Genomic DNA, 23,435 nt, shown 5'->3' with positions numbered 1-23,435 from the left:
AGGCAAAAGAAAGTAGCTCGCCTGCCGGTGCGAGAACCGGCTTAACTTAAAACTTCGCGATAGCGACTCATTAGATTTTACAAATCTGGTTTTAACCGCTGTTTTTCTATATGTCCACGTTAAGAACATCATCGAAGACTAATACCATGCTTAATGCTAATCGTTCTGCCATTTGGTTGGAAAAGCTTAAACCGTATACTCAGCGATTAGAGTCACCGCCAGAGCTAATCGTAGAAGGTAAACTTACGCGTATGGTAGGTTTAACGTTAGAGGCGGTAGGCTGTCGCGCGGCTATTGGCGCACGCTGTAAAATTATGACTAAAAATGGTCAAGCCATAGAGGCTGAAGTGGTTGGTTTTGCCGGTACGCGAATTTTTTTAATGCCCACCACTGAAGTGCATGGTTTAGAAGCCGATTGCCCTGTCATTCCCGTACGCAACACGTGTCATATAAAAGTCGGCTGGAATCTACTTGGCCGCGTTATCGATGGGGCAGGTCAGCCCTTAGATAACAAAGGTCCGATAAAAACAGATGCGCATATCTCGCTAAACGGAACACCTATTAACCCATTAACGCGTAAGCCTATACGCGAGCCGCTGGATGTTGGTATCCGGGCCATTAATGCCTTGCTAAGCGTAGGTAGAGGACAGCGCATGGGATTGTTTGCGGGTACGGGTGTGGGCAAGAGTGTTTTATTGGGCATGATGACCCGTTTTACTAGCGCTGAAATCGTGGTCGTTGGCTTAATTGGTGAGCGAGGTCGAGAAGTTAACGAATTCGTGCAGAAAACTTTAGGTGAAGAGGGTTTACGCCGTGCCGTGCTGGTGGTTACTCCGGCTGATAGTCCACCCTTAATGCGCGCACATGGCGCGTTAACCGCGACCAGTATTGCCGAGTATTTTCGTGATCAAGGCAAAGACGTATTATTGCTGATGGATTCGTTAACGCGCTATGCTCAAGCCTTACGTGAAATAGCGTTAGCTATTGACGAACCACCTGCTACTAAAGGTTATCCACCGTCAGTGTTTGCTAAACTACCGCATTTAGTTGAACGTGCAGGCAATGCAGATTACGGTGGCGGCTCAATAACGGCATTTTATACCGTGCTAACTGAGGGCGATGATAATAATGACCCTATCGCGGATGCTGCGAGAGGGGTATTAGATGGTCATATTGTTTTATCGAGAGCATTAGCTGAATCAGGACATTTCCCGGCTATTGATATAGAGGCGTCGGTAAGTCGTGTGATGCCAGACATCATCGATAAACCTCATCAACAATCCGCACGGGAGCTAAGAAAGCTGTATTCGCTATACCAACAAAATCGAGATTTAATCAGCGTAGGGGCTTATCATGCGGGGGCTGACTCGCGTATTGATAAGGCATTACAAAAGCATCCGGCTATTATGGACTTTTTACAACAAGGTATGGATGAAGCCGTTGATTTTGAACAAAGCAAACTCGCGTTAGATGCGTTATTCACATAATAGGCTTCCAACGTAAAGCGGGACAGGGTATTTAGGGTGTAGGTGTTGGCAGCAGTGATGCTGCCGCCAAGCCTACAGGGATATATTTACGGCGTCCACGGCAATTGCTCTACTATACGCCATCCCTGGCGTTATGCACCCTGAATACCCTGTCCCTGCTAAAGTGTGTAGCCCACGTAATTAAATAATATGGCAGGCCCAAGACATGAAAAAATCTACGCGCATACAAACACTGGTTGAATTAAATGCTAGGCAAGAGAGTAGTGCTTTAACGTCTATGGGGTTAACTCAGCAGAAATTGCAAGACGCCCAAGCGCAAATTGAGCACTTAAAAAACTATAGGCGGGAATATCAGCAAAAATATATGCAATTATTAAGCGCGGGTACGAAAATGGGCGAGCTTTTAGAGTTTCGTTCGTTTATCGAAAAGCTGGATAAGGCGATATTAGGTCAAGAACAAGCCTTAATAGGTATAGAGCAAGAGGCCGCCGAAAAGACAAAGCACTGGCAAACCTTGCATCATAAGACCGATAGCCTGCAAAAAATTTGCACACAAGCTAAACAAGCTGAGTTAAAACATGAAGATAAGCGAGAGCAATCTGCCCAGGATGAGCGCACGAGTCGTTCGTTTAGAAGTCACTTAGCCCAAAGATTTTAGTTAATAAAAACGTATGTTAGCTAGTTATTAATGATATGTGCGTTAAGCTTTTGCATACTTTTTCTTTGTTTTTCCTATAGTTAACGTCTATACTTCGACACTTTAGCATTAAACTTACCCTTTGGAGATTGTTATGTGGAAGCGAGAACCAGCAGCGACTGAAAATAACACAACAGCATTACCTGATGTTGTTAACTCACAGACTCAACGAACAGAACGTGTCATTGACAAGCTCGCAGCTAATATTGGCAAATCCGTTATCATCAAAGGCGAGTTAACAGGTAGCGAAGATTTGCTGGTAGAAGGTCAAGTCGAAGGTAAAATCAATTTAAAAGACCATATTCTCACGGTAGGTATAAACGGTAGAGTCAATGCTGAAATAAACGCAAAAGCCGTGATAGTTCAAGGTCAAGTCATAGGTAATGTTATTGCGAGTGAGCGAGTCGTCATTCGTGAGAACGGTTCGGTCGATGGCGATATTGCAGCGCCTAAAGTTGCTATTGCTGAGGGTGCGTTGTTTAAGGGCAAAATCGATATGCAAACTAATCGACCTAGTGTTAAAGCACCCCAGGTATTACTCGAACCTTCGGTAAAAAAAGATAAAGACAACGCATAGTGTGTATACAACCAGAGTTTTGTAGCATTGGCTGCAAACTCTGGTTAACCGTGTCGTTAGCGATGAAGTTAAAATTTCAGCTTATTTTGCGTATAGCGGTTATAGGATTGGTTTTATTAATGGCTACAACGGCTTATGTCTTAGAAAGCGTTCATGTCCAAACTAAGCAACAGACTGAAACTTTAGCGCATACACTGGCGCAACAATTAAGCTTACAATTATTACGCATTCAAGCGGGTTTTGAAGATACTAATGCCTTTCCAAATTTTGACTTATGGCGTAGCTATCAAGCTCAAGCTTATCCAGGTCTGTGCATTCGCTTTTTTACTGCGGATGGCTTACTTAAACGCACGGCATGTCATGGCGAAGCGTTAATAAACCAAGTTCCTCAGCTATTTAGCCAAGTCTATCAAGCTTTATTCAAGCCAGGTTTAACCGTTAAACAGGCGGTTATCGTTAATAAAAAACACTATGGCTATTTCACGCTAACGCCTAGCAGCACACAAGAAATCACAGTCGCCTATACAACCAGTTGCCAGTTACTCACTTTATCGCTGTTAACTATACTCGCAATTTCTATCTCAGTTTTTTTTAGTGTTCAGCGCTTATTAACGCCAGCACATGTCATTGTTACTACTTTGCGTCAAATGCAACACGGTGATTTAACACCGAGATTACCTAGGTTTACTATACCCGAATGGCAGCAAACGGCTTGTGCTATTAATCAACTCGCGCAAAATCAACAACACTTATTGCAACAATACAACGCGTTAGGTTTAAAGCTGTTGCAAGTACAAGAGCAAGAACGTACCCGAATTGCACACGAATTACATGATGAATTTGGTCAATGCTTAGCAGGCATTAATGCGTTAGCGACGTCAATACAAACCAGTTTGGTAACGCAGCCTGGGTTGGCGGATGAGGCTAAGCAAATCAGTACGATTAGCCAACATATCATGACGCATTTGCGCACACTGCTGATTCAGCTACGGCCTGCGGAACTTGAACAATTGGGTTTAGCGGCCTGCCTTAAACAATTGACAGAACATTGGGCACGTATCAGCCAGGGCAAAACGATGTATCATTTAACGCTTAAAGGCGCTATAGATGAGTTACCTGAACCGCTACCAATAACAGTCTTCCGTATTATTCAAGAGTGTTTAACCAATACGGCTAAACATGCCAATGCCACCGTTTCCAATACAGAACTCATTGTTGATACTGACAGTGTGTTGATAACTATAAGCGATAATGGTAGCGCACAGTGTCTACCGTTACCTATTAATGGCTTAGGATTGAAAGGGATACAAGAAAAAGTCAAATTAATCGGTGGTGAAATAAATCTATCCCTAGCTAAGCCCAAGGGATTAATTATTCGTATTCGCTTGCCACTAGAACATCCAAATGCCTGAAACTATCTCAACTATACGTTTATTATTAGTAGACGACCATGCCATTGTACGGGCAGGCTATAAAACATTGCTGGCAAAACAGCCGGGTATGACTATTGCCGCTGAAGCTGAAGATGCGGCAAGCGCTTATAAAAGCTATCAAGACTATCAGCCAGATGTTGTGGTCATGGATATTAGTTTACCCGGTGCTAGCGGTTTAGAAGCATTAACGAGGATAAAAAGCTGGGATGCTAAAGCTAAAGTTTTGGTGTTTACTATGCATCAAAATCCTGGGTTAGCATTGAAAGCTTGTCAGGCTGGCGCGTTAGGCTATATCACGAAAAGTAGCCCGCCGGAGTTATTATTGCGTGCTATTACTGAGGTTTATGCAGGACGAGTAACCTTAAGTCCTGAAATTATGCAGGACATGGCGCTACACCAGGTCACAGGTGGGGCCGCTAAATTAGCGGCTTTATCACTTAGAGAGTTAGAAATTTTTCGCTTACTGGCCCAAGGTCGCCAGCATCAACAAATTGCGGCATTACTTCATATTAGCCCTAAAACGGTATCGAATAGCCATTCGCTGATTAAGCAAAAATTATCGGTGAATAATGATGCAGAGTTAACCTTATTAGCTCTGAATAACGGTCTTATCTTCAATGAATGACTTATTGATAAGTCATGCTTAGTTGTTCAGCGAGTGCCGAATACGACAATGGTTTTACCGTGGGCAGAAATTAATTTTTTATTTTCCAATTCCTTAATGACTCTACCGGCCATTTCACGCGAGCAACCGACTAAGCGTCCGATTTCTTGCCGAGAAATCCGTAATTGCATACCATCGGGATGAGTAATTGCATCGGGTTCTTTGCACAAATCTAATAAAATCCTAGCAATGCGTCCTTCCACATCCATGAAGGCTAAATCGCTAAACTTACGGCTGGTAATTAATAAGCGTTCCGATAATTGGCAACCAACTAAGAATAATAAATCGGGTGCATACTCTAATAACTCACGTTTTAATGCTTGCCTAAAATCAACATAACTAATTTCTGCTAAATAACACTCGGTACGTGTCCTAACAGTGACTTGGCGAATTTCATTGCTGACATTGAAGATGCCCACTTCACCGATAAAGTCATTTTTATTTAAATAAGCCAGCATCAGTTCTTGCTTACCTTCGGCGTCTTCGGCGCATACGCTTACAGAACCTTCAATAATAAAATACAATTTATCGCCATTATCGCCAGGTTTAAAAATATTTGCTTTAGCGGGATAAACGCGTTTATCGCATAGCTGCAAAAATTTATCTAAGGCTTCTTTTCTATACAGTTCTTTAGGGAAATTAGGTGCCATTGAAGAGTCTCGTCCGTATTTAGCTAATCTGTGAATTTCAAAGAGTGCTTAACGTTATACAAAAATTAGTTTGAAAAACTATTGAAAAATAGTTTATGTGCTATTCTATGCGTCTTTTTGCGCTAGGGTAAAGTAAATGCAAGCAACAGTCAAATGGATAGATGGTGTCATGTTCGTCGGTGAGAGTGGAAGTGGCCATGCTGTTGTCATGGACGGGCCTGCAGACCACGGCGGACGCAATATGGGTATACGTCCCATGGAGATGATTTTATTAGGGGTTGGTGGTTGTTCATCATTTGATGTGGTCCATATTTTGAAAAAAGGTCGCCATGATATTACTGACTGCGTCGCACAGGTTACGGCTGAGCGTGTTGATGCCGTTCCTAGCGTGTTTAGTAAAATCCACTTGCATTTCGTTGTATCAGGCCGAAATTTAGCCGCCTCGGCGGTAGAGCGCGCAGTTAATTTATCAGCAGAAAAATACTGTTCTGCTACGATAATGTTGAGTAAAACAGTTGAAATCACCCATGACTTTGAAATTATAGAGGTTAAATGAATTGAATAAGTTGAAATTACACGGCTTTAATAATCTGACTAAATCGCTAAGCTTTAATATTTACGATATTTGCTATGCGCCTGCTGAACAACAACAAGCGTATATTGAGTATATCGATGAAGCTTATAATGCTAAGCGTTTGACTCAGATTTTAAAAGATGTAGCCGACATCATCGGTGCGCAAATTCTTAATATTGCACATCAAGATTATGACCCGCAAGGTGCTAGCGTGACGATGCTGATTTCTGAAGGCGATATGCCGCCGCAGACGGTCAACTCACAAACTCCAGGCCCTTTGCCCGATACGGTCTTAGCGCATTTAGATAAAAGCCATATTACCGTTCATACTTACCCTGAGAGTCATCCTGACAATGGCATTAGTACGTTTAGAGCCGATATTGATGTCTCAACCTGTGGTCGTATTTCACCATTAAAAGCCTTGAATTACTTAATTCATAGCTTTGAATCCGATGTGGTTATCATGGATTACCGTGTACGCGGATTTACCCGTGACGTTTCAGGTAAAAAGCATTTTATCGACCATAACATCACCTCTATACAAAACTATATTGCTCGAGATACTCAAGAACGCTACCAAATGATAGACGTCAATGTTTATCACGAAAATATTTTCCATACCAAGATGATGCTGAAAGAAACCGAGCTGGAAAATTATTTATTTGAAAAAGAAAGCAATTTAGACGAAGCGCAAAAAAAAGAAATTCAGAAAAAATTAGATAAAGAAGTGACTGAAATTTTTTATGGTCACAATTATCGCCGTAAAAAAATCAAAGTAGAACAATAAGCACCAGTAACCGGGGTGCTCACGCCCCGGTTTCTATTTGCCTTGTTCAGCCAGTTCTTCCGCTATCGCAATGAATTCAGTTGCTTTAGGTCGGTATAAATAAATCCCCAAGCAAGCCATGCCGGTTAAAATGACCAGCGTATTTAATGCATCCCCTACGCTATATAAGCCAACACCCAATAAACTAATCATCATCATCAAACTTAGTGTTAATACGTTAAGTTTAAAATAACGAGATATTGCGACTGCGTAGCGAGTTTGCGCGGTTATCTTAGTTTGCGTTTCAGATAGAGGCATGGTTTGACACAAACGCAATAACACAAAACGCAACAAATTCGTCAGCGGTAGCAGGACAATCCCTGTGATATAACCTAACGTTCTAATAAGGATGCGTTGCTCTTCCTGCCAGTGGGAAAAAGGTATGATTCGATAGTAACATAAGCCAACCATTAAAGCGATAACGATTAACGTAACCCCTACAGCTAACCAACTGGTTTTTAACGCCGTGGTTGCATCACATTCGGTAGCCTCAAACATTTTCCATATAGCCATAATGGTTTTGGTAGTCTTCCATGGCTCGGCGAATCACTTCGTGCGCCTCGTCACGGCCGTAGACATTTGTTATTTCGCAGGAAACTTTTTCACCGGGTAAATTTTTATAGGTTAAAAAAATAATGTTTTAAGCGATTAATATATGATTCAGGGCAATCCGACACATCACACCATTGTCGGTAAAACTCATCGCCTTTCATTACAGCAATAATCTTATCGTCGGCTTCACCTTTATCGAGTAAGCGAAAACCGCCAATAGGAATCGCTTGTAAAATAATATCGCCATGCGTGACCGTACGCTCGCTTAACACACAAATATCAAGCGGGTCGCCATCGCCTTTTTCAACGGGTTTGCCCGCGCGCATTTCTGCATAGGCAGCCACCAATTCTGCACAATAGGTTTGTGGGATAAAACCATACAACGTTGGTACGGTATTGGAGAATTTTTGCGGTCTATCGATTTTCAAATAACCCGTGGTCTTGTCAATTTCATATTTCACGGTGTCGGTTGGCACCATTTCAATAAATGCCGTAATCACATCGGGTGCTTTATCACCTGGCATAATGCCATGCCAAGGATGAGCTTTATGTTCAATATTCATCTGTGCCTTTCAAAAGAGAGAGAAGAGGATGCAGTTGCAGTTACACTGAAATAGGCGCTTTAATCGCAGCATGTGCTTGATAATTCAAGATTTCAATATCATCAAAGCGATAATCGAAAATAGAATCGGGTTTGCGTTTAAAGCTAAGCTCAGGCAATGGATAAGGTGTACGGCTTAATTGTAATTGAGCTTGTTCAATGTGATTAAGATATAAATGCACATCGCCGCCCATCCAAATAAACTCACCAACGTTCAAACCGCACTGCTCAGCAATCATGTGCGTTAATAAAGCATAACTAGCGATATTAAACGGCAAGCCTAAAAACGTATCGCAACTGCGTTGATACAATAAACAAGATAACCGGTTGTTTGCAACATAAAATTGAAACAATACATGACAAGGGGCTAACGCCATTTTGTCTTGAGCCACATTGGCTTGAGGACTGATGCGTTCATCAGGTAAATCTGCGACATTCCAGGCCGATACAATCATGCGCCGACTATCGGGCGTTTGCTTAATCTGGTTAATCACCTGTTGAATTTGGTCAACTTGACGACCATCGGGCGTGGCCCAAGACCGCCATTGCTTGCCATAAATAGGGCCTAAATCGCCTTGCTCATTAGCCCATTCATCCCAAATGCTGACTTGATGCTCGTGTAAATACGTTAAATTGGTATTGCCTTGTAAAAACCATAAGAGTTCATGAATAATCGCTTTAACGTGGAGCTTCTTAGTTGTGACTAGCGGAAATCCTTGGCTTAAATCAAAGCGTAACTGTACGCCAAACGTCGATAATGTACCGCTGCCGGTTCTATCCTGTTTGCGTTGACCTTTAGTCAACAAGGTATTCAATAGCTCTAAATAGCATTGCATAAGTTTAACCCACCCATTGGCGTAAATAATCTCGCCATTTTGTTGCATAGGTTTTGATGTACTGTTTTAACGCTTTAGCATTACGATATACCGCCGTTGCGGTAATTTTTTCATGTGCCCAACGTAACCAACCGGTAATCGTGTGATAAAGCCAGTGAATCCAGCTGAACGTTAATAATTGTGTTTTAGTTAAAGTAAACACACGCGCGACTAACAGCGTACCTAATAGTTTAGCAACAATCTCAAGCTCAATACCTTGCACAATCATGCCATTCGCCAATAGCCATAACGCGGCTAAATTCATAGGTGTGACGATTAATAGTGGGATTAATAAAGCGATGAGCGCAATCGGCGGCGATGTTTGTGCTAGCCAAGCTTCCACTTTGGCTAAGTGCAGCCACAACACCAAGCGATGACCAAAGGCGGATAACACATCCCATAACCATTCTTCTATTAATAACAGAATAGCTAAAATCGATAACAGAAGTTTTTTCATGGTTTAGTGTCCGTTGTTGGGAGTAGATTGAAGGCTTAAGCCTAATTTCTGTTTTAATTCTTGTTTAGCAACCTTCATCATAGTTTCATAACGAGAATTCAAATCAACAAACCACCAATCTTTGCCGTCGACATACATAGTTGTTAATCGGTCTATGCTTAATAAATCATAGATATTAACCCATTCGCCTTCGATTTTTAGTGCCAGCTTAGGGTTAAACCAATACGCACCGGTGCGCACCCTGACAAATAATTTGCGATTGTATTTATCGTCTTTATTGACTTCGTTTTTCGACAACATACTGGATAAATATGCGCGTTGTTTACGGCGTTCGGGTAATACTGAGTTAGGGATATGTGCAACGGCATCGAGCAAATCTTGACTTGTAAAACCCTTACCGCGTAAAACCCGGTCGGGCATTACCCGATAAAATACCGCCATCATTAAATTCAGCAAGAAAAACTCCATTAAATGTCTATCTAGTTTTACTAGCCGCCCATCGACTTGTATGCTGATGCTGGTAGGTTCTAACTGCTGATAAATCAGAGCTAATTTTTTCTTAGCATACGCTTCGTTTCGGGCGGCTTGGTTTAGGGCAATTTGAAACGCGGTTAAGCCATTACCATCGACAAGTTCAGTATCGGCACCTAACACGCTTAAATGCTGAATCACGTCGCTATTTCCCATCCATGCTGCCACCATTAACGGTGTTTGATTAAATAAATTACGAAAATCTGTACCGTATAGCTGAGTTTGTTTAATGACAGGATCAGGTTTTTTAAAGCTATAAATCGCATAGTGTTTTTGCTGCAATAATTGCATGCCTTTATCGGGTTGCTTAGCCGGTTTAAAATCTAGTTTTAGCAAGCGGTTCAAGATTTCGCGGTCTTCATAAATCAGAGCATATTCAAATAACTCCATACGCGCATTTTTATCATTAGCTTCAAACGCTTTACGCTTTAATTCAGGTAAGGTATCAGCGGTAATGGTTTGCCACGGTGGTGTTTTTTGTTTCAGAATTTCGCTACGAATCCGGTCAGCTTGTTCTTGTTTACCTTGTAACTCCAGCTTATGAGCTTCTAAACGCCAAGCGTCAAGGCTTGAATTTTGGCTGGCTAATTGCAAACTGGCTTGCGCATCGCGTAAGCCGATTAATTCTAACAAGCTTTGTTTAGGGTTGCTTTCAATCCAATACAGATTTTTTACTGCTCGTGTTAATGCGACATACAGTGCGTTAATATAAAACTTATAAATCTCTAACGATTTATCGGTTTTATCTTTACCACGCGAATATTTTAAATCACTGAGTAAATCAGATGCTTGCACACCTTTAGTAATTTCGCGGTAGCGTGCTTCTTCTTGGCTTAAAAAGTTATACAAAATAATATTTTCATATTCCAAGCCTTTCGCTTCTTGAATAGTAAAAATCAGTGGTGTGCCAAAATGCTGTTGTGCTAACGGCTTTTGCTCTGCGGTCATCACAATCACGGCAAACAATGTCGAAGCACGGGTTTTGCTGTCTAACTCATTGCGAATGCCATCGGTATCTTGCAAAAACAACACTTCGCCTTGCTGATGTCCGTTGCTTTCGACTAAATAATGGCTTTCTTTATCGATAGAACCAAAGCGCAGATTTTTAATTTTCAAAATCCGGTTAGCGATGTCAGTGACTTGTGGTGAATTACGGTAATTGGTGTTTAAAACACGGATTAAATCCTCGCTGGTGTCTAAGTCTTGTTGTTTATAAAACAACGACTTGACCTTAGACCATGAGAAGAAATTAGGATGTACGATTTGGTTAGAATCACCGCACAAAATGAAATCGCGATTATTGCGCAAGGCTTTTAAAATCAAATAGAGCTGCACATTAGTTAAATCTTGTACTTCATCGACGACAATAAAATCATAGCTCGGTGTAATGCGCTCTAAATATTGATGGCTAATGATGTTAGTGTCATACAACGCGTTATCGCGTAGAAACTGCACATATTTATCGAATAAGTCATACACTGCTTCGCGTTCTTCGGCTAAAAAAATCGACTCTTTTACGCCAAGCTGCAAATAATCGTTACGACTCAACCAACTTTTATCGGTAGCAGGGCCTGTTATGACGCCGCGAAATTCTTCAAATACCTTATGGGCATCTTTTAATGCATTCGTTTGTCGAAAGCGATTAAACCATTGTTGAAAGGCAGGAAAACTCACTGGCTTGCCTTCTGGCACGTGAATACTTTCCAAAAACTCTTGAAACGACAAAAAATCGATTTGCTGATCGGGATTGTCATAGTCATGGGCGTAATACAAATCGCGCGAGTTCTTTACTAAGTACGCCGATTGTGTGACATATAACACATCGCCAATAGCCTGTTTCATTTTTTCCAGCGTTAACGCTGTTTTACCACTACCCGCCGAACCAATGACGATTAGCGGTGGTTGTAACTCGTACACCGCGTGTTGATAGTCATCAAACGAAATAATCTTATCGAGCAAATTAAAATGCGCTTGAGTCGGGTTTAAGTACGGCAATGTCGGCACAGCCTGACCATCGGCATTGCTTAATAGCGGAATCTTATCTTCGTCTATTTCGCCCGCTTGCCTTAAAAATCGCGAATTTTGGTACTCGTGGTTTTTAACAAACTCTAAAATCAAACCGTAGCGTTGTTGTTGATGTTCGTAAATTGAAAATAATAATCGGTCACGTTGATTTAATTTTGCGCGGTACAAATTGTCGCCAACTTTCTTAACCTCGGCGGATTTAAAGTCATCCTGCTCCAAATATTTTTTTTAGCTTAACAAAGCCTGGAATGGTTTTAGGGTCTAATTCGTTATAAATCAAAAGGTGCATAACGCTTACTCATTCGCGACAATCAACAAAAAACGGTCATTGTAACGGCTATCCTTTGATAATCACACTCAGTGGTGAAAAACAGCGTCTTTGCTACATAGTATTTTACTTAACTAACATATATAACCATTTCTAATAGGTTGCAACGCAGTGTGATTAATTACCAAAGCCATTGTTTTGTCAGCAAAACTAGTTAAAATCAAGATGGCTGTTAGATTGTTTCATTGCTTACACTTAATCGTAACGATTGACACAGTGGCTCATAAAACTAAGGTTTTTCACTAGTATTAATATGTCTCTGTGTTTAAGACGTGTTGCTTATCGTTATATCAAGGTGAATGGCTTGACTCGAAATAACGCTTAATGCGTTGTAAATACTTATGTAATTCCACTGGAGGTTATGATGGCAATTTTCAAAGGCGACAAGAATAACAACATAATAAATGGCAGAGCATTGGAGGGTGATACCCTTTTAGGCTACGCAGGTAATGATGTCTTATCCGGGCAAGGCGGGGATGATAAATTACTCGGCCATATAGGCAATGATACGCTTGACGGTGGTCAAGGCAACGATACGCTAGATGGCGGAGACGGTAGTGATAGTCTATCGGGCGGTGCCGGTGATGATCGTTATATTGTTGACAACAAAAACGACCAAGTCATAGAACTCGATAACGAAGGCATTGACAGCATTCAATCATCGGTCAGTATGACCTTAGCAGCGAATATAGAAAATCTCACGCTAATAGGCAGTAGTAAACTCAATGCCACGGGCAATGAGCTAGATAACACATTAAGTGGTAATTCTGTTAGCAATACGCTACAAGGTAATGAGGGTAACGATAAGCTAGACGGTGGTTTTGGCAATGATGTTTTATTAGGCGGCACCGGCGATGATACTTATGTGGTCAGTAGTAAAGGCGATAAAGTTATTGAGTTAGTGAATAATGGTATTGATACAGTATGGTCAAGCGTTAGCTTTACCTTACCAGCCGATGTAGAGCATCTTGTTTTATCTGGAGGCTTCTCTGCTCCCAACGGTGTTGGCAATACGTTAAATAATTTCATCACCGGCAATGCTGTGGCTAACGTACTTAAAGGTAATGAGGGTAACGATACGTTAGACGGTGCTACGGGTATTGATGCGTTGTATGGCGGTGTTGGCAATGATTTATTGCAAGTCAAAGATTTTTTCCGTGACACGCTTCATGGTGGTGGTGGCAAAGACGTCTTAGAGGTAACAGGGCAATATGAACTGCTTAATTTGTCGGCCTCAACGGATACGGTTAGCAGTATAGAAAGCATTAGGTTCACTGGCGGTGAAACCGTGCTCATGTTGAGTGCGCAAAGTGTGCTTGACCTCAGCGGTAACGACACGCTGATAGTTGGTGGTGTCAATAATGGTACGGTGTTTTTAGGCGCTGGCTGGCAAGATGATGGCGTTATCAACAACCGTCATTCATATTCTCAGTTAGGTGCCACGGTTAACGTAGATACCGACATCAACGCCGTCATTGGTACGATAGTCACAATTTCCGATGCAACTACTGCTGCACAAGCGAAGAGTCAATTTACTACGGGCGTTGAAGTCATTGCGGTCGATTTTGGTGGGTCTAAATATAATTTACTCCCTAACAATATCGATTTAACCGGATTTGGTCCTGAGGACTTCTTAGTGATTACCAGTCGCGACGGCCAACTGGCAGAGCGAACCAATTCCACGCGTAATACCGGCAACTCAACCGCCAAATTTGTAAGCCAGCATGTTACCTTTTCATCTTTTTTCTCCACCTTCGGCATTACGCAACGCACCACAATAAGAGACGAAATGTCTTGGAACGCCACAGGTTTAGTCGTTTTGCGCTCATCTTCGGTGCGCAATAGTGGAGCCAGCTCTGGCTCGGTGCAAATCATTGGCTTACCGACGGGTTTAGATGGAGGGCATGTTTTGTTTGTTTAGACTATAACTTATCGAGTAGCCATTACTTTCATGGCACGCTACGGCGGCATAATGGCTACTCTAGTTTATGGTTGATAAGGTAAGAATGCTCGCTAAGGTAGTCTACAGAATAGCATCATCACTCACACATATATTTACCAGAGGTGTTCAATGAATATGCGCTACTTGACTAAGTCAACTTGCCTATGTTCTCGTTGGTTACGATTGCTAGTTCAAAAAAATATTATTGTGTATTTTGGTGTGTGGAATGCCATCGCTTAGCTTGGCTACTATGTGTGTTTCTCTAAATCCAATGGATGATATTGCCAATAAAGATCTTATATTTAAAGGTAAAGTTGAGCATATCGATACCTTATTCATGGGCAAGTTAGCTAAAGACAATCAATGGTCGACGCTATTAAAGCTAGCTTGGGGTTACCCACGTTGGGCAAAGCTGCTTAAACAAGCTGGAGACCGGATTAAACCAACAGAATATAATCAATGGCTAGCTAGTGAATTTTGGGAAGAGACTCGTTATCGAGTGAAATACAAAGTTGTTACAGCGTACAAAGCGCCTAAACTAGACGTAATCGAAGTCGAAACAGGAGGAAAAACAGAAGGAAGGGCAATTGGTCAGGAAGAAATGGTCTTTGCCAAGGGAAACATAAAAAGTGGTTATGAAACTAAAAGACGTTGTTTTGCGTTCTCATATTTTTGGCGCACAGATATGGGTGATCTTAGTTATCAAAAGGTATTAGATAGTTATTGGCTTAAACAGCAACAGCTTGCGTCAGCGCTAGGCTTATCGCCTCATAACCCGAGATTACTATACGAGCAAGGTCAACTGTATTTGCAATATCGCGATCTTGACGCTGCTGAGTGGTCGTTTAGAGAGCTAGCTTGGTATCATCCGAATGATATAGCAGTCAAAGTAGGCTTAACTCAGGTTGATTTTTACCGAAGCTTAACGAAAACGGACGAACTAAGTAAAAAACAAGGCTATGAACAGGCGTTGGCTGAGTTTAATGCTATTTTGCGTATTGCACCCAATAATAAAGAGGCTCGTCATGGACAGACTCTGGCTTTGCTATACCTTGGCCGCACGACTGAAGTTGCTAAAAACGCTAAAGATTTCAGTGAATTTGATGATAGTTATAAAGTTAATGAAAGCATTAACTTAAAAAACTTCTTTGCAGGCCGCAGGCTAGCCGGTGCTAATTTTAATCGCGCCCACTTATATCAATTCAATTTCACTAAAGCCGATTTACGCAACGCTAATTTTGTGGGTGCTTTTATCGAATACTGCAATTTTACCGCCGCAAATTTAGCTAATGCGAAATTTACTGGTCTCACCAATTTTGAAGACTTACCTTCCGAAAAAAACAATTTTACTAAAGCTAATTTGCGCCATGCTGATTTCAGCCATGCTAGTTTAAGTCGATTTGATTTCAGCCAAGCCGATTTAACTGGGACGAATTTTTCTAATGCGAATTTAGTAGATTGCAAATTTGATAACAGCCTAGCTCGATAAGCGACTTCTTTGGTGCTTATATTGATTGAACTGCGACAACACTTTTCCAAGCTAACTTTCCCATTTTGCTTTCTTGTCATCTTGTTTACATTGTCACGCCATTTTGTCGTTTTTATCACAAATTCGACATTCCACTCCCTCCTCACACCCTCCATTTCCTTATTAACTAAAAGGTTTTGATAATCCCTTATGTTGGGTATGGATATTGCTTTTGTTGCCGTGCAGTATGGGGCATCACAACAACAATTAAACACCACCTAACTGGTTTTTGCTGTGCACCCAGCAAAAAACAATACCAGGAGAGTCCATGATTGAAACTTTTTACGATGTAATGCGCAGACAAGGCATTACGCGCCGTAGTTTTTTGAAGTTTTGTAGTTTAACCGCCGCATCGCTAGGGCTAGCGCCTTCGTTTGCGCCTAGAATCGCTCATGCTATGGAAACCAAACCGCGTATTCCGGTGTTGTGGTTGCATGGCTTGGAATGTACCTGTTGTTCGGAGTCGTTTATTCGTTCCGGGCATCCGTTGGCAAAAGATGTGATTTTGTCGATGTTGTCGTTGGATTACGACGACACGATTATGGCGGCGGCAGGGCATAATGCCGAAGCGATTGTCGATGAAATTGTTACAAACTATAAAGGCAATTTTATATTAGCGGTAGAAGGCAACCCGCCTTTGGCTGAAGATGGCATGTATTGCATTATCGGCGGCAAACCGTTTGTTGAGCAGTTGAAATACGCTGCCGAAAGTTGTAAAGCGATTATTTCTTGGGGTTCTTGTGCATCTTGGGGCTGTGTGCAAGCGGCGAAACCTAATCCTACCCGTGCCACGCCGGTACATAAAGTGCCAGGCTTGGCTGATAAGCCTATCATTAAAGTGCCGGGGTGTCCGCCTATCGCTGAAGTGATGACGGCCGTTGTCGCGTATATTTTGACCTTTGATAAGTTGCCGACGCTGGATAAACAAGGCCGTCCGCAAATGTTTTACAGCCAGCGCATACACGATAAATGTTATCGACGTCCACATTTTGATGCCGGTCAGTTTGTTGAGCATTGGGATGATGAAGCCGCTAGACAAGGACATTGTTTGTACAAAATGGGTTGCAAAGGCCCTACGACGTATAACGCGTGCTCTACAGTTAAATGGAACGAAGGCGTGTCATTCCCGATACAGTCCGGTCATGGTTGTCTAGGTTGTTCTGAAGATGGTTTCTGGGATAAAGGCAGTTTTTATGAGCGTTTAACCACCATTAACCAATTCGGCATTGAAGCGAATGCCGATGCTGTTGGTGGTACGGCGGCTGGTTTAATTACGGCCGGTATCGCTGCCCATGCGGGCTTAACTGCATTAAATCGTGCCAAACAAGCAGGAGCTGAACAATTATGACAGTCATTAACACCCCTAACGGTTTCAATATTAATGACGCCGGCCGCCGCGTCGTGGTCGATCCGGTCACGCGCATCGAAGGTCACATGCGTTGTGAAGTCAATATCGACGATGACAATATTATCCGCAATGCAGTGTCTAGCGGTACGATGTGGCGCGGTTTGGAAGTAATTTTAAAAGGCCGCGACCCGCGCGATGCGTGGGCGTTTTGTACAACGTATTTGCGGTGTTTGTACCGGTACCCATGCGTTAACTTCGGTACGCGCCGTGGAAAATGCGTTAAACATTAGTATTCCAGAAAACGCTAACTCGATTCGCAACATCATGCAGCTTAGTCTGCAAGCGCACGACCATTTAGTGCATTTTTATCATTTACATGCATTAGATTGGGTGAACCCGGTTAATGCCTTAAAAGCCGACCCTATCGCCACGTCAGCCTTGCAACAATCGATTTCTCCGAGTCATCCAAAATCGTCACCGGGTTATTTTCGCGATACACAAAACCGGTTAAAAAAATTCGTCGAGTCGGGTCAATTAGGCCCGTTTAAAAATGGTTATTGGAGTAATCCAGCGTATTTATTACCGCCAGAAGCCGATTTATTAGCGGTCACGCATTACCTGGAAGCGTTTGGATTTTCAAAAAGATATTATGAAAATTCGTACTGTTTTCGGTGGCAAAGACCCGCATCCAAACTGGTTAGTCGGCGGTGTGCCGTGCGCGATTAATATCGATGGCGTAGGCGCGGTGGGTGCGTTGAATATGGAGCGGCTAAACCTGGTATCGTCGATTATCGATAAGACCATTACCTTTATCGATCAAGTCTATATCCCTGACTTATTGGCGATTGCGCAATATTATAAAGGCTGGTTATACGGCGGAGGTTTATCCGGTGCCAGTATGTTGTCGTATGGCGATATTCCCGATAACGCCAATGATTATTCGGCGGAGAATTTGCTCATGCCGCGCGGGGCAATTATCAACGGCGACTTAAGCAAAGTTCATGAAGTCGATTTAACCGACCCTGAGCAAATTAAAGAGTTTATTCCTCATTCTTGGTACAAATACCCTGATGAAGCGCTGGGTTTGCATCCTTGGGATGGGATTACCGAGCCGAATTATAAAATCGGCCCAAATACCAAAGGTGATCGCACCCATATTCTGCAATTAGACGAGGCAGCGAAGTATTCGTGGATTAAAGCGCCGCGTTGGCGCGGTCATGCGATGGAAGTAGGGCCGCTGGCGCGTTATGTCATTGGTTATGCGCAAGGTAATAAAGAAATCACTGAGCAAATAAATGGTGTTTTAAAAACCTTGGATGTGCCGGTTACTGCATTGTTCTCAACCTTAGGTCGTACTGCTGCACGCGGTTTAGAAGCGCAATGGGCGGCCGGTAAAATGCGTTATTTCATGGATAAACTCATCGCGAATATTAAAACCGGTGATTTGGCTACGGCTAATGTCGCACGTTGGGACCCTGATACCTGGCCGAAAGCAGTAAAAGGTGTTGGCTTTACTGAAGCACCACGCGGTGCGTTAGCGCATTGGTTAGCAATCGAAGACACTAAAATTGCCAATTATCAATGTGTCGTGCCAACGACGTGGAATGGTTCGCCGCGTGATGAGCAAGGTAATATCGGCGCTTTTGAAGCGTCTTTAATGAATACCAAAGTCGAACGGCCAGAAGAGCCGGTTGAAATTTTACGCACGTTACACAGCTTTGACCCTTGCTTGGCGTGTTCTACACATGTCATAAGCCCTGATGGTCAAGAGCTTACCCAAGTAAAAATTCGTTAAAGGGAGAGACTCTAATGCATAAATTAATTGCTTTGTTAGCGTTACTAACAATGACTCGCGTAACGCTAGCGCACGAACACGCTGACGTTGATAGTTTTACCCATAGCTTAGAGCATTTAGTGCTGCTATATCCTCATGGTAGTTCTTTATTTGCACTCATTTTGGCCGCATTGATGAGCGGTTTGATGTTGTATTACCGGAGAATGCTATGACAGAGGCTAGCACACCGGTTTATGTTTACGAACTGCCGGTTCGCCTTTGGCATGGTGTTAATGCGTTGGCGATACTGGTTTTAATTATTACCGGTTATTTAATCGCTGAGCCGTTAGCGTCGCCATCGGGTGAAGCCTCTGAGCATTTTTTAATGGGTTATATTCGGTTTGCGCATTTTGCTGCCGGATATGTGTTGGCTATCGGTTTGTTAGCGCGTATTTATTGGGCTTGCGTGGGTAATAAATATGCACGACAAATTTTTCTACCCCCGTTATGGCGCGCGCGTTTTTTGGCAAGGCGTATTAAGGGAGATTCGCTGGTATTGCTTTTTAGAACAGCAACCTGAGCAGCATTTAGGCCATAATCCGCTCGCCGTGTTAGCGATGCATATTATGTTTGTTTGGGGCTCTCTGTTTATGGTATTGACCGGGTTTGCGCTTTATGGTGAAGGCGAAGGCCAAGGTAGTTGGCAATATGCATTGTTTAGCCAGTGGCTTATTCCTTTATTCGGCGATAGCCAAAGCGTACATAGTTGGCATCACTTAATCATGTGGTTTATCGTGTGTTTTGTGCTGATTCATGTTTACGTCGCTATTCGTGAGGATAAGTTATCCGGGCAAAGCATATTAGCCACGATAAAAACCGGTTGGCGCACGTTTAAAAACTGATAAGCCGGTCTCTAACTCTCATTAAGCACGACGATGAATGCGCAAGCGGCTATTTTGTTGCTCGGTATCGGTAATGTGCTTTGGGCGGATGAAGGCTTTGGTGTGCGTGTCGTTGAGCAGTTGCAACGCCATTACCGCTTGCCAGATTCGGTTAAGGTCTTAGATGGCGGTACGCAAGGCATTTATCTGGTTGAACATGTGCAAGCGGCCGATATTCTCATCGTCTTTGATGCGATTGATTATGGCTTAGCGCCGGGTACGTTAAAACAGATTGTTAATGACGACGTGCCCAAGTTCTTAGGTGCGAAGAAGATGAGCTTGCATCAAACCGGTTTTCAAGAAGTATTAGCGATGGCTGAGATGTTAGGCGATTATCCTAGGCAGTTGTTGCTCATCGGTGTGCAACCAGAAGAATTAGAAGACTATGGTGGTAGCTTAAGGCCATGTGTGAAAGCACAAATCCAGCCCGCCATAGAGTTAGCCTTAACTTTTCTTCAGAAATTTGGCGTCCATGCTGAAATCATCGATACACCTTTAGCTTTGACCGATCCTATGCTCGATATGCAACGTTATGAACAAGAGCGGCCGACTGAAGATATTGCTTGCCGCATCGGTGATGAGCGGGTTTTGTTGTCTGACGCGTTTAACTTACAACAGCCTAAATCCGGGTCAGGTATGGAAGTAGCTGTCGATTATCGGGGGCAGTATTAATGTGCATAGGTTTACCCATGCAAGTGATAGCTGCTCAAGGCGCCTATGCACTGTGTGAGCATCAAGGGCAAACATACACTATTGGTATGATGCTAGTCGGTGAACAGCCGATAGGCACATGGGTGTTAGTATTTTTAGATACGGCACGCGAAGTTATTAGCCCAACACGCGCACAACAGGTTAATGATGCGTTAATGGCGGTGCAGCTCGCGATGCAAGGTGAAACAAATTTCGATGGCTTATTTGCCGATTTAGTGAATCGTAGCCCTGAGCTACCGGAGTTTTTACGATGAATAAAGCGTTAGTGTCTGGCTTAGCGGTGTTAACGGCAGAAAATTTCGATTTTTTTGTCTACGGTCATGACAATGTGGTGTTATTTTTTAGTAATAACCCGGCGTTATTTCCTGAAAGCCATGATGTCGCGGTGATTTTACCGGAATTGTTAAAGCGTTTTGCCGGCCGATTACACGCTGCTTTAATCGACACGACTATCGAACGTGAATTACAAGCACGTTTTCGTTTTACTAGTTGGCCGTCATTGGTGTTTTTACGTCGAGGTGAGTATTTAGGCACGATTACCGGTATTCAAGATTGGTCAGGCTTTTGCGCTGAATTTGAACGAATTTTAGCGTTATCGCCTAGCGAACCTCCCGCCTTCAATTTAGCCAGCGCTTGCCAAGGCGTTGCGTAACTTTTTCAGCATTTAACAATGACTTCAATTTCCCTACCTATTATCGGCCAAGGCAGTCAACCTGCTGAAGCAGACGGCTTTGAACTGAATTACCCGGTCATGCCTGAGGCTATGATGATTTATCGTATGCCAGAAGTATCGGCTGACTTAAACGACGTCGAATTAGCACCAGCTAAGCAGGTGTTACAAACGCTGTTGCAGGCGTTGGTGGCTTACCCTAACGCGGATGCCCAGATTGATTTAAGTCATTGTGACGAGCGTAATAGGCGCTTTTTAGCGGAATTGTTAGGCGAAGGCGAAGTCAGTATCGTAGGTTTAAATGGCGCGATACGCATACAAGAGTCAGTATTAGCCGGTGTTTGGCGGGTGCAACAATTAAGCGGCACAACACTTGTTGCCGATTATTTAGAAATTGGTGCAATCCCAAGTTTTGTTAAGACGGTTTTCAGCACGGCTGCAGACTCTATTAACGCGGATAACAGTCAATTACCGAGCGGTGTGATGAACGCGCCTGCATTATTAACCGAATTAAACGCGCAGATTAAAACGTATGTTCTTGAGCAATCCGAGCATGTGATTAACCTAAGCTTATTACCTCAAACGGAGCAAGATTTGCTGTTTTTAGAACAGCGCTTAGGCGGGGGACAGGTCACGATACTTTCGCGTGGCTATGGTAATTGTCGTATTACCGCGACGGCGACGCGCTATGTTTGGTGGGTACGTTATTTTAATTCGCAAGACACGCTTATTTTAAACACGTTAGAGGTCAGTGCTGTGCCTAATGTCGCGTGTGCATCGGCTGAAGACATCGCTGATAGCTGTGAGCGGTTACAAGAAATATTGAAACTTTATGACGCATAAGGCTTTTTTTGCTGGCGCGTTTGGCATCGATAGCCAGCGCGTAACGGTAGAGACGAAACTCGAATGTAAGATTTGTTGGTATATTTATGACCCGGCGGAAGGCGATGACGAATGGCAAATCGCACCGGGTACCGCGTTTACCGATTTGCCCGAACATTGGACGTGTCCGCAATGCAGTGCGACAAAACGGGATTTCTTAGTGTTAGTAGATTAAACATGGACTGGCAAACGCAGGAGCAGATTCATCATGCTTTAGAACAGGCTTTTAACGCGGTATTGCATCAACACATGCGAGATAGTGCGCTAGTGAATAAGCAGTTATCTGTTAAAGCTTTAGGTTTTACAAGGTTTAAGCAAGATTGGCTAGGTATTATGCTGACGCCGTGGTTTATGAATATATTACATCTCCCCGGCAACCCTAATGACATCTCTGGTTTAACACCGGGTTGCCAGTATCATCAACAGCTTCCTTTTGGTGAATTTGAATTTACTTCGGGCTATAGTCAGCGCTTAGGTGTTTATGGGCAATGTTCGTTATTTTCACCGATGTTTGAGTTTGCTGATCAAGCTGCGGCATTAGCCGTTGCTGAGCAGTGTTTGCAGTTATTATTTGGCCAGCCTAAACCGGTTAAGTCTTTGACTCGCCGCTCGCTGTTGACTATAGGGCGTAATCAAGATGGGCCGCGTAGTCAAGACCATGACGCCAGCCGGTAACATTCATATTCGTTTAATCCATGAGGCGGGACAGGTACGCGAGGTCTTTATTCAGTCAACGCGTCCCCATAGATTAACTCAAGTTTTCATCAATAAAACACCTGAGCAACTTTTAACGCTACTGCCGTTGCTATTTACCCTGTGTGCTAATGCGCAAGCGTATAGCGCTTTGCATGTGTGTCGAATAGGGTTAGATTTACCGCCCGAACCTGAAGCCGATAAAGCGCGCGACGCTTTAGTGGCTTTAGAAACGGTACGTGAACATTTATGGCGTATTCTGGTTGATTGGCCGATGTTACTGGGTTATAAATCTGATAAAACGGAATTAGCGCGGTTCTTGGCTTTAGAGCGGCAAGCCAAGGCCTGCTTATTTAACGACGCCGATGCTTTTAAACTAAGCAGCCGTTTTTTAGGTTTTACAAAAACGTGGCAAAATTTAATGGCTGATTTAACCGCATTGCTGGATAAGGTGTTATTTGCTGGTGATTTAGCGCATTTTGTAAACTTAACTCAATAGAGCTTATGCACAATTAGCCAAACGAGCCATTTGCCATCGTCGGGTCTGTTCATTGACTAGACCACAGACTGTATGCATGATGGAAGTGTAAATTGAATGGGAGCAACGAAAGCGGGTGGCAATAATCGCCCAGTTTTTCACCCAGCCAATGCAATGTTCCACCCTGACAC

Annotated in this window: 28 protein-coding genes and 1 pseudogene; 23 read left to right on the top strand and 6 right to left on the bottom strand. The window is 43.0% G+C overall.

The window, feature by feature from the left end; all coding sequences use genetic code 11:
- Positions 1–146 precede the first annotated feature (146 nt).
- From fliI to VZ94_RS10180, 5 genes are all read left to right on the top strand, one after another.
- Positions 147–1,487: a flagellar protein export ATPase FliI gene (fliI, locus tag VZ94_RS10200; protein ID WP_045779150.1), complete on the top strand. Its 1,341-nt coding sequence runs from the start codon at positions 147–149 to the stop codon at positions 1,485–1,487.
- A gap of 205 nt (positions 1,488–1,692) precedes the next feature.
- A complete protein-coding gene (gene fliJ / locus VZ94_RS10195) occupies positions 1,693–2,145 on the top strand; it encodes a flagellar export protein FliJ (RefSeq protein ID WP_045779149.1) in 453 nt (150 codons plus the stop codon).
- Positions 2,146–2,278: 133 nt separating this feature from the next.
- Positions 2,279–2,761, top strand: a complete 483-nt coding sequence (locus VZ94_RS10190) for a bactofilin family protein (protein ID WP_045779148.1) — start codon at positions 2,279–2,281, stop codon at positions 2,759–2,761.
- Between the two features lie 62 nt (positions 2,762–2,823).
- Complete coding sequence (locus VZ94_RS10185; RefSeq protein ID WP_045779156.1) at positions 2,824–4,173, top strand: HAMP domain-containing sensor histidine kinase; 1,350 nt, start codon at positions 2,824–2,826, stop codon at positions 4,171–4,173.
- Positions 4,166–4,819, top strand: a complete 654-nt coding sequence (locus VZ94_RS10180; protein ID WP_045779147.1) for a response regulator — start codon at positions 4,166–4,168, stop codon at positions 4,817–4,819. The genes VZ94_RS10185 and VZ94_RS10180 overlap by 8 nt, the downstream gene beginning before the upstream one ends.
- Before the next feature lie 26 nt (positions 4,820–4,845).
- Here the strand turns inward: VZ94_RS10180 and crp are convergent, their stop codons facing one another.
- Positions 4,846–5,508: a cAMP-activated global transcriptional regulator CRP gene (gene crp, locus VZ94_RS10175; RefSeq protein ID WP_045779146.1), complete on the bottom strand. Its 663-nt coding sequence runs from the start codon at positions 5,506–5,508 to the stop codon at positions 4,846–4,848.
- Between the two features lie 136 nt (positions 5,509–5,644).
- Between crp and VZ94_RS10170 the strand changes: the two genes are divergently transcribed.
- Together VZ94_RS10170 and speD are read left to right on the top strand one after the other, a co-directional pair.
- Entirely contained in the window at positions 5,645–6,064 is a 420-nt protein-coding gene (locus VZ94_RS10170) for an OsmC family protein (RefSeq protein ID WP_045779145.1), read from the top strand.
- 1 nt (position 6,065) lies between these two features.
- Positions 6,066–6,869, top strand: coding sequence for an adenosylmethionine decarboxylase (gene speD / locus VZ94_RS10165; protein ID WP_045779144.1), 804 nt, complete (start codon positions 6,066–6,068; stop codon positions 6,867–6,869).
- Between the two features lie 33 nt (positions 6,870–6,902).
- Here speD and VZ94_RS10160 read toward each other — a convergent pair whose 3' ends face one another.
- From VZ94_RS10160 to VZ94_RS10140, 5 genes and pseudogenes are all read right to left on the bottom strand, one after another.
- Positions 6,903–7,421 (bottom strand): hypothetical protein, encoded by a 519-nt coding sequence (locus VZ94_RS10160; protein ID WP_131655529.1) that lies wholly within the window; start codon positions 7,419–7,421, stop codon positions 6,903–6,905.
- A pseudogene (locus VZ94_RS10155) lies at positions 7,399–8,023 on the bottom strand (inorganic pyrophosphatase). Before VZ94_RS10155 ends, VZ94_RS10160 begins: the two are co-directional and overlap by 23 nt.
- 40 nt (positions 8,024–8,063) lie before the next feature.
- On the bottom strand, positions 8,064–8,897 hold the full coding sequence (gene thyA, locus VZ94_RS10150) for a thymidylate synthase (RefSeq protein WP_045779154.1): 834 nt from the start codon (positions 8,895–8,897) through the stop codon (positions 8,064–8,066).
- 4 nt (positions 8,898–8,901) lie between these two features.
- Positions 8,902–9,393: a hypothetical protein gene (locus tag VZ94_RS10145; RefSeq protein ID WP_045779143.1), complete on the bottom strand. Its 492-nt coding sequence runs from the start codon at positions 9,391–9,393 to the stop codon at positions 8,902–8,904.
- Between the two features lie 3 nt (positions 9,394–9,396).
- Entirely contained in the window at positions 9,397–12,117 is a 2,721-nt protein-coding gene (locus VZ94_RS10140) for a UvrD-helicase domain-containing protein (protein ID WP_204369105.1), read from the bottom strand.
- 524 nt (positions 12,118–12,641) lie between these two features.
- Between VZ94_RS10140 and VZ94_RS22765 the strand changes: the two genes are divergently transcribed.
- From VZ94_RS22765 to VZ94_RS10075, 16 genes are all read left to right on the top strand, one after another.
- Entirely contained in the window at positions 12,642–14,198 is a 1,557-nt protein-coding gene (locus VZ94_RS22765; RefSeq protein WP_052700416.1) for a calcium-binding protein, read from the top strand.
- Positions 14,199–14,469: 271 nt separating this feature from the next.
- The gene (locus tag VZ94_RS10130) at positions 14,470–15,708 is read left to right on the top strand and encodes a pentapeptide repeat-containing protein (RefSeq protein WP_192828624.1); all 1,239 of its coding nucleotides are present in this window, start codon (positions 14,470–14,472) and stop codon (positions 15,706–15,708) included.
- A gap of 307 nt (positions 15,709–16,015) precedes the next feature.
- The gene (locus VZ94_RS10125; protein ID WP_192828623.1) at positions 16,016–17,095 is read left to right on the top strand and encodes a hydrogenase small subunit; all 1,080 of its coding nucleotides are present in this window, start codon (positions 16,016–16,018) and stop codon (positions 17,093–17,095) included.
- Positions 17,092–17,385, top strand: coding sequence for a hypothetical protein (locus tag VZ94_RS33480; protein WP_239649821.1), 294 nt, complete (start codon positions 17,092–17,094; stop codon positions 17,383–17,385). Before VZ94_RS10125 ends, VZ94_RS33480 begins: the two co-directional genes overlap by 4 nt.
- Positions 17,291–17,821: a nickel-dependent hydrogenase large subunit gene (locus VZ94_RS33475; RefSeq protein WP_239649820.1), complete on the top strand. Its 531-nt coding sequence runs from the start codon at positions 17,291–17,293 to the stop codon at positions 17,819–17,821. The genes VZ94_RS33480 and VZ94_RS33475 overlap by 95 nt, the downstream gene beginning before the upstream one ends.
- Positions 17,745–18,890, top strand: a complete 1,146-nt coding sequence (locus tag VZ94_RS33470) for a nickel-dependent hydrogenase large subunit (RefSeq protein ID WP_239649819.1) — start codon at positions 17,745–17,747, stop codon at positions 18,888–18,890. Before VZ94_RS33475 ends, VZ94_RS33470 begins: the two co-directional genes overlap by 77 nt.
- A gap of 14 nt (positions 18,891–18,904) precedes the next feature.
- Positions 18,905–19,102: a hypothetical protein gene (locus VZ94_RS10115; RefSeq protein ID WP_045779141.1), complete on the top strand. Its 198-nt coding sequence runs from the start codon at positions 18,905–18,907 to the stop codon at positions 19,100–19,102.
- Complete coding sequence (locus tag VZ94_RS30600) at positions 19,099–19,449, top strand: cytochrome b/b6 domain-containing protein (protein ID WP_275575199.1); 351 nt, start codon at positions 19,099–19,101, stop codon at positions 19,447–19,449. The genes VZ94_RS10115 and VZ94_RS30600 overlap by 4 nt, the downstream gene beginning before the upstream one ends.
- Positions 19,349–19,771, top strand: a complete 423-nt coding sequence (cybH, locus tag VZ94_RS30595; RefSeq protein WP_275575198.1) for a Ni/Fe-hydrogenase, b-type cytochrome subunit — start codon at positions 19,349–19,351, stop codon at positions 19,769–19,771. Before VZ94_RS30600 ends, cybH begins: the two co-directional genes overlap by 101 nt.
- Positions 19,772–19,804: 33 nt before the next feature.
- A complete protein-coding gene (locus VZ94_RS10105) occupies positions 19,805–20,482 on the top strand; it encodes a HyaD/HybD family hydrogenase maturation endopeptidase (RefSeq protein ID WP_045779140.1) in 678 nt (225 codons plus the stop codon).
- Entirely contained in the window at positions 20,482–20,775 is a 294-nt protein-coding gene (locus VZ94_RS10100; RefSeq protein WP_045779139.1) for a HypC/HybG/HupF family hydrogenase formation chaperone, read from the top strand. The genes VZ94_RS10105 and VZ94_RS10100 overlap by 1 nt, the downstream gene beginning before the upstream one ends.
- Positions 20,772–21,173 carry a thioredoxin domain-containing protein gene (locus VZ94_RS10095; RefSeq protein WP_045779138.1) on the top strand — a complete coding sequence of 134 codons (402 nt, stop codon included), beginning with the start codon at positions 20,772–20,774 and terminating at the stop codon, positions 21,171–21,173. Before VZ94_RS10100 ends, VZ94_RS10095 begins: the two co-directional genes overlap by 4 nt.
- 18 nt (positions 21,174–21,191) lie before the next feature.
- Positions 21,192–22,034, top strand: a complete 843-nt coding sequence (locus VZ94_RS10090; RefSeq protein WP_045779137.1) for a hydrogenase expression/formation protein — start codon at positions 21,192–21,194, stop codon at positions 22,032–22,034.
- Positions 22,024–22,248: a rubredoxin gene (locus VZ94_RS10085; protein WP_045779136.1), complete on the top strand. Its 225-nt coding sequence runs from the start codon at positions 22,024–22,026 to the stop codon at positions 22,246–22,248. Before VZ94_RS10090 ends, VZ94_RS10085 begins: the two co-directional genes overlap by 11 nt.
- Before the next feature lie 2 nt (positions 22,249–22,250).
- Positions 22,251–22,748, top strand: a complete 498-nt coding sequence (hybE, locus tag VZ94_RS10080; RefSeq protein ID WP_045779135.1) for a [NiFe]-hydrogenase assembly chaperone HybE — start codon at positions 22,251–22,253, stop codon at positions 22,746–22,748.
- Complete coding sequence (locus VZ94_RS10075) at positions 22,711–23,265, top strand: hypothetical protein (RefSeq protein WP_131655528.1); 555 nt, start codon at positions 22,711–22,713, stop codon at positions 23,263–23,265. The genes hybE and VZ94_RS10075 overlap by 38 nt, the downstream gene beginning before the upstream one ends.
- The last annotated feature ends 170 nt before the right edge of the window (positions 23,266–23,435 follow it).

Origin of the sequence: Methylocucumis oryzae (assembly GCF_000963695.1) — a bacterium.
Taxonomy (GTDB): Bacteria; Pseudomonadota; Gammaproteobacteria; order Methylococcales; family Methylomonadaceae; genus Methylovulum; species Methylovulum oryzae.
Note: the sequence above shows the minus strand (reverse complement) of the source record. Positions and strands in the feature narration are given on the sequence as shown.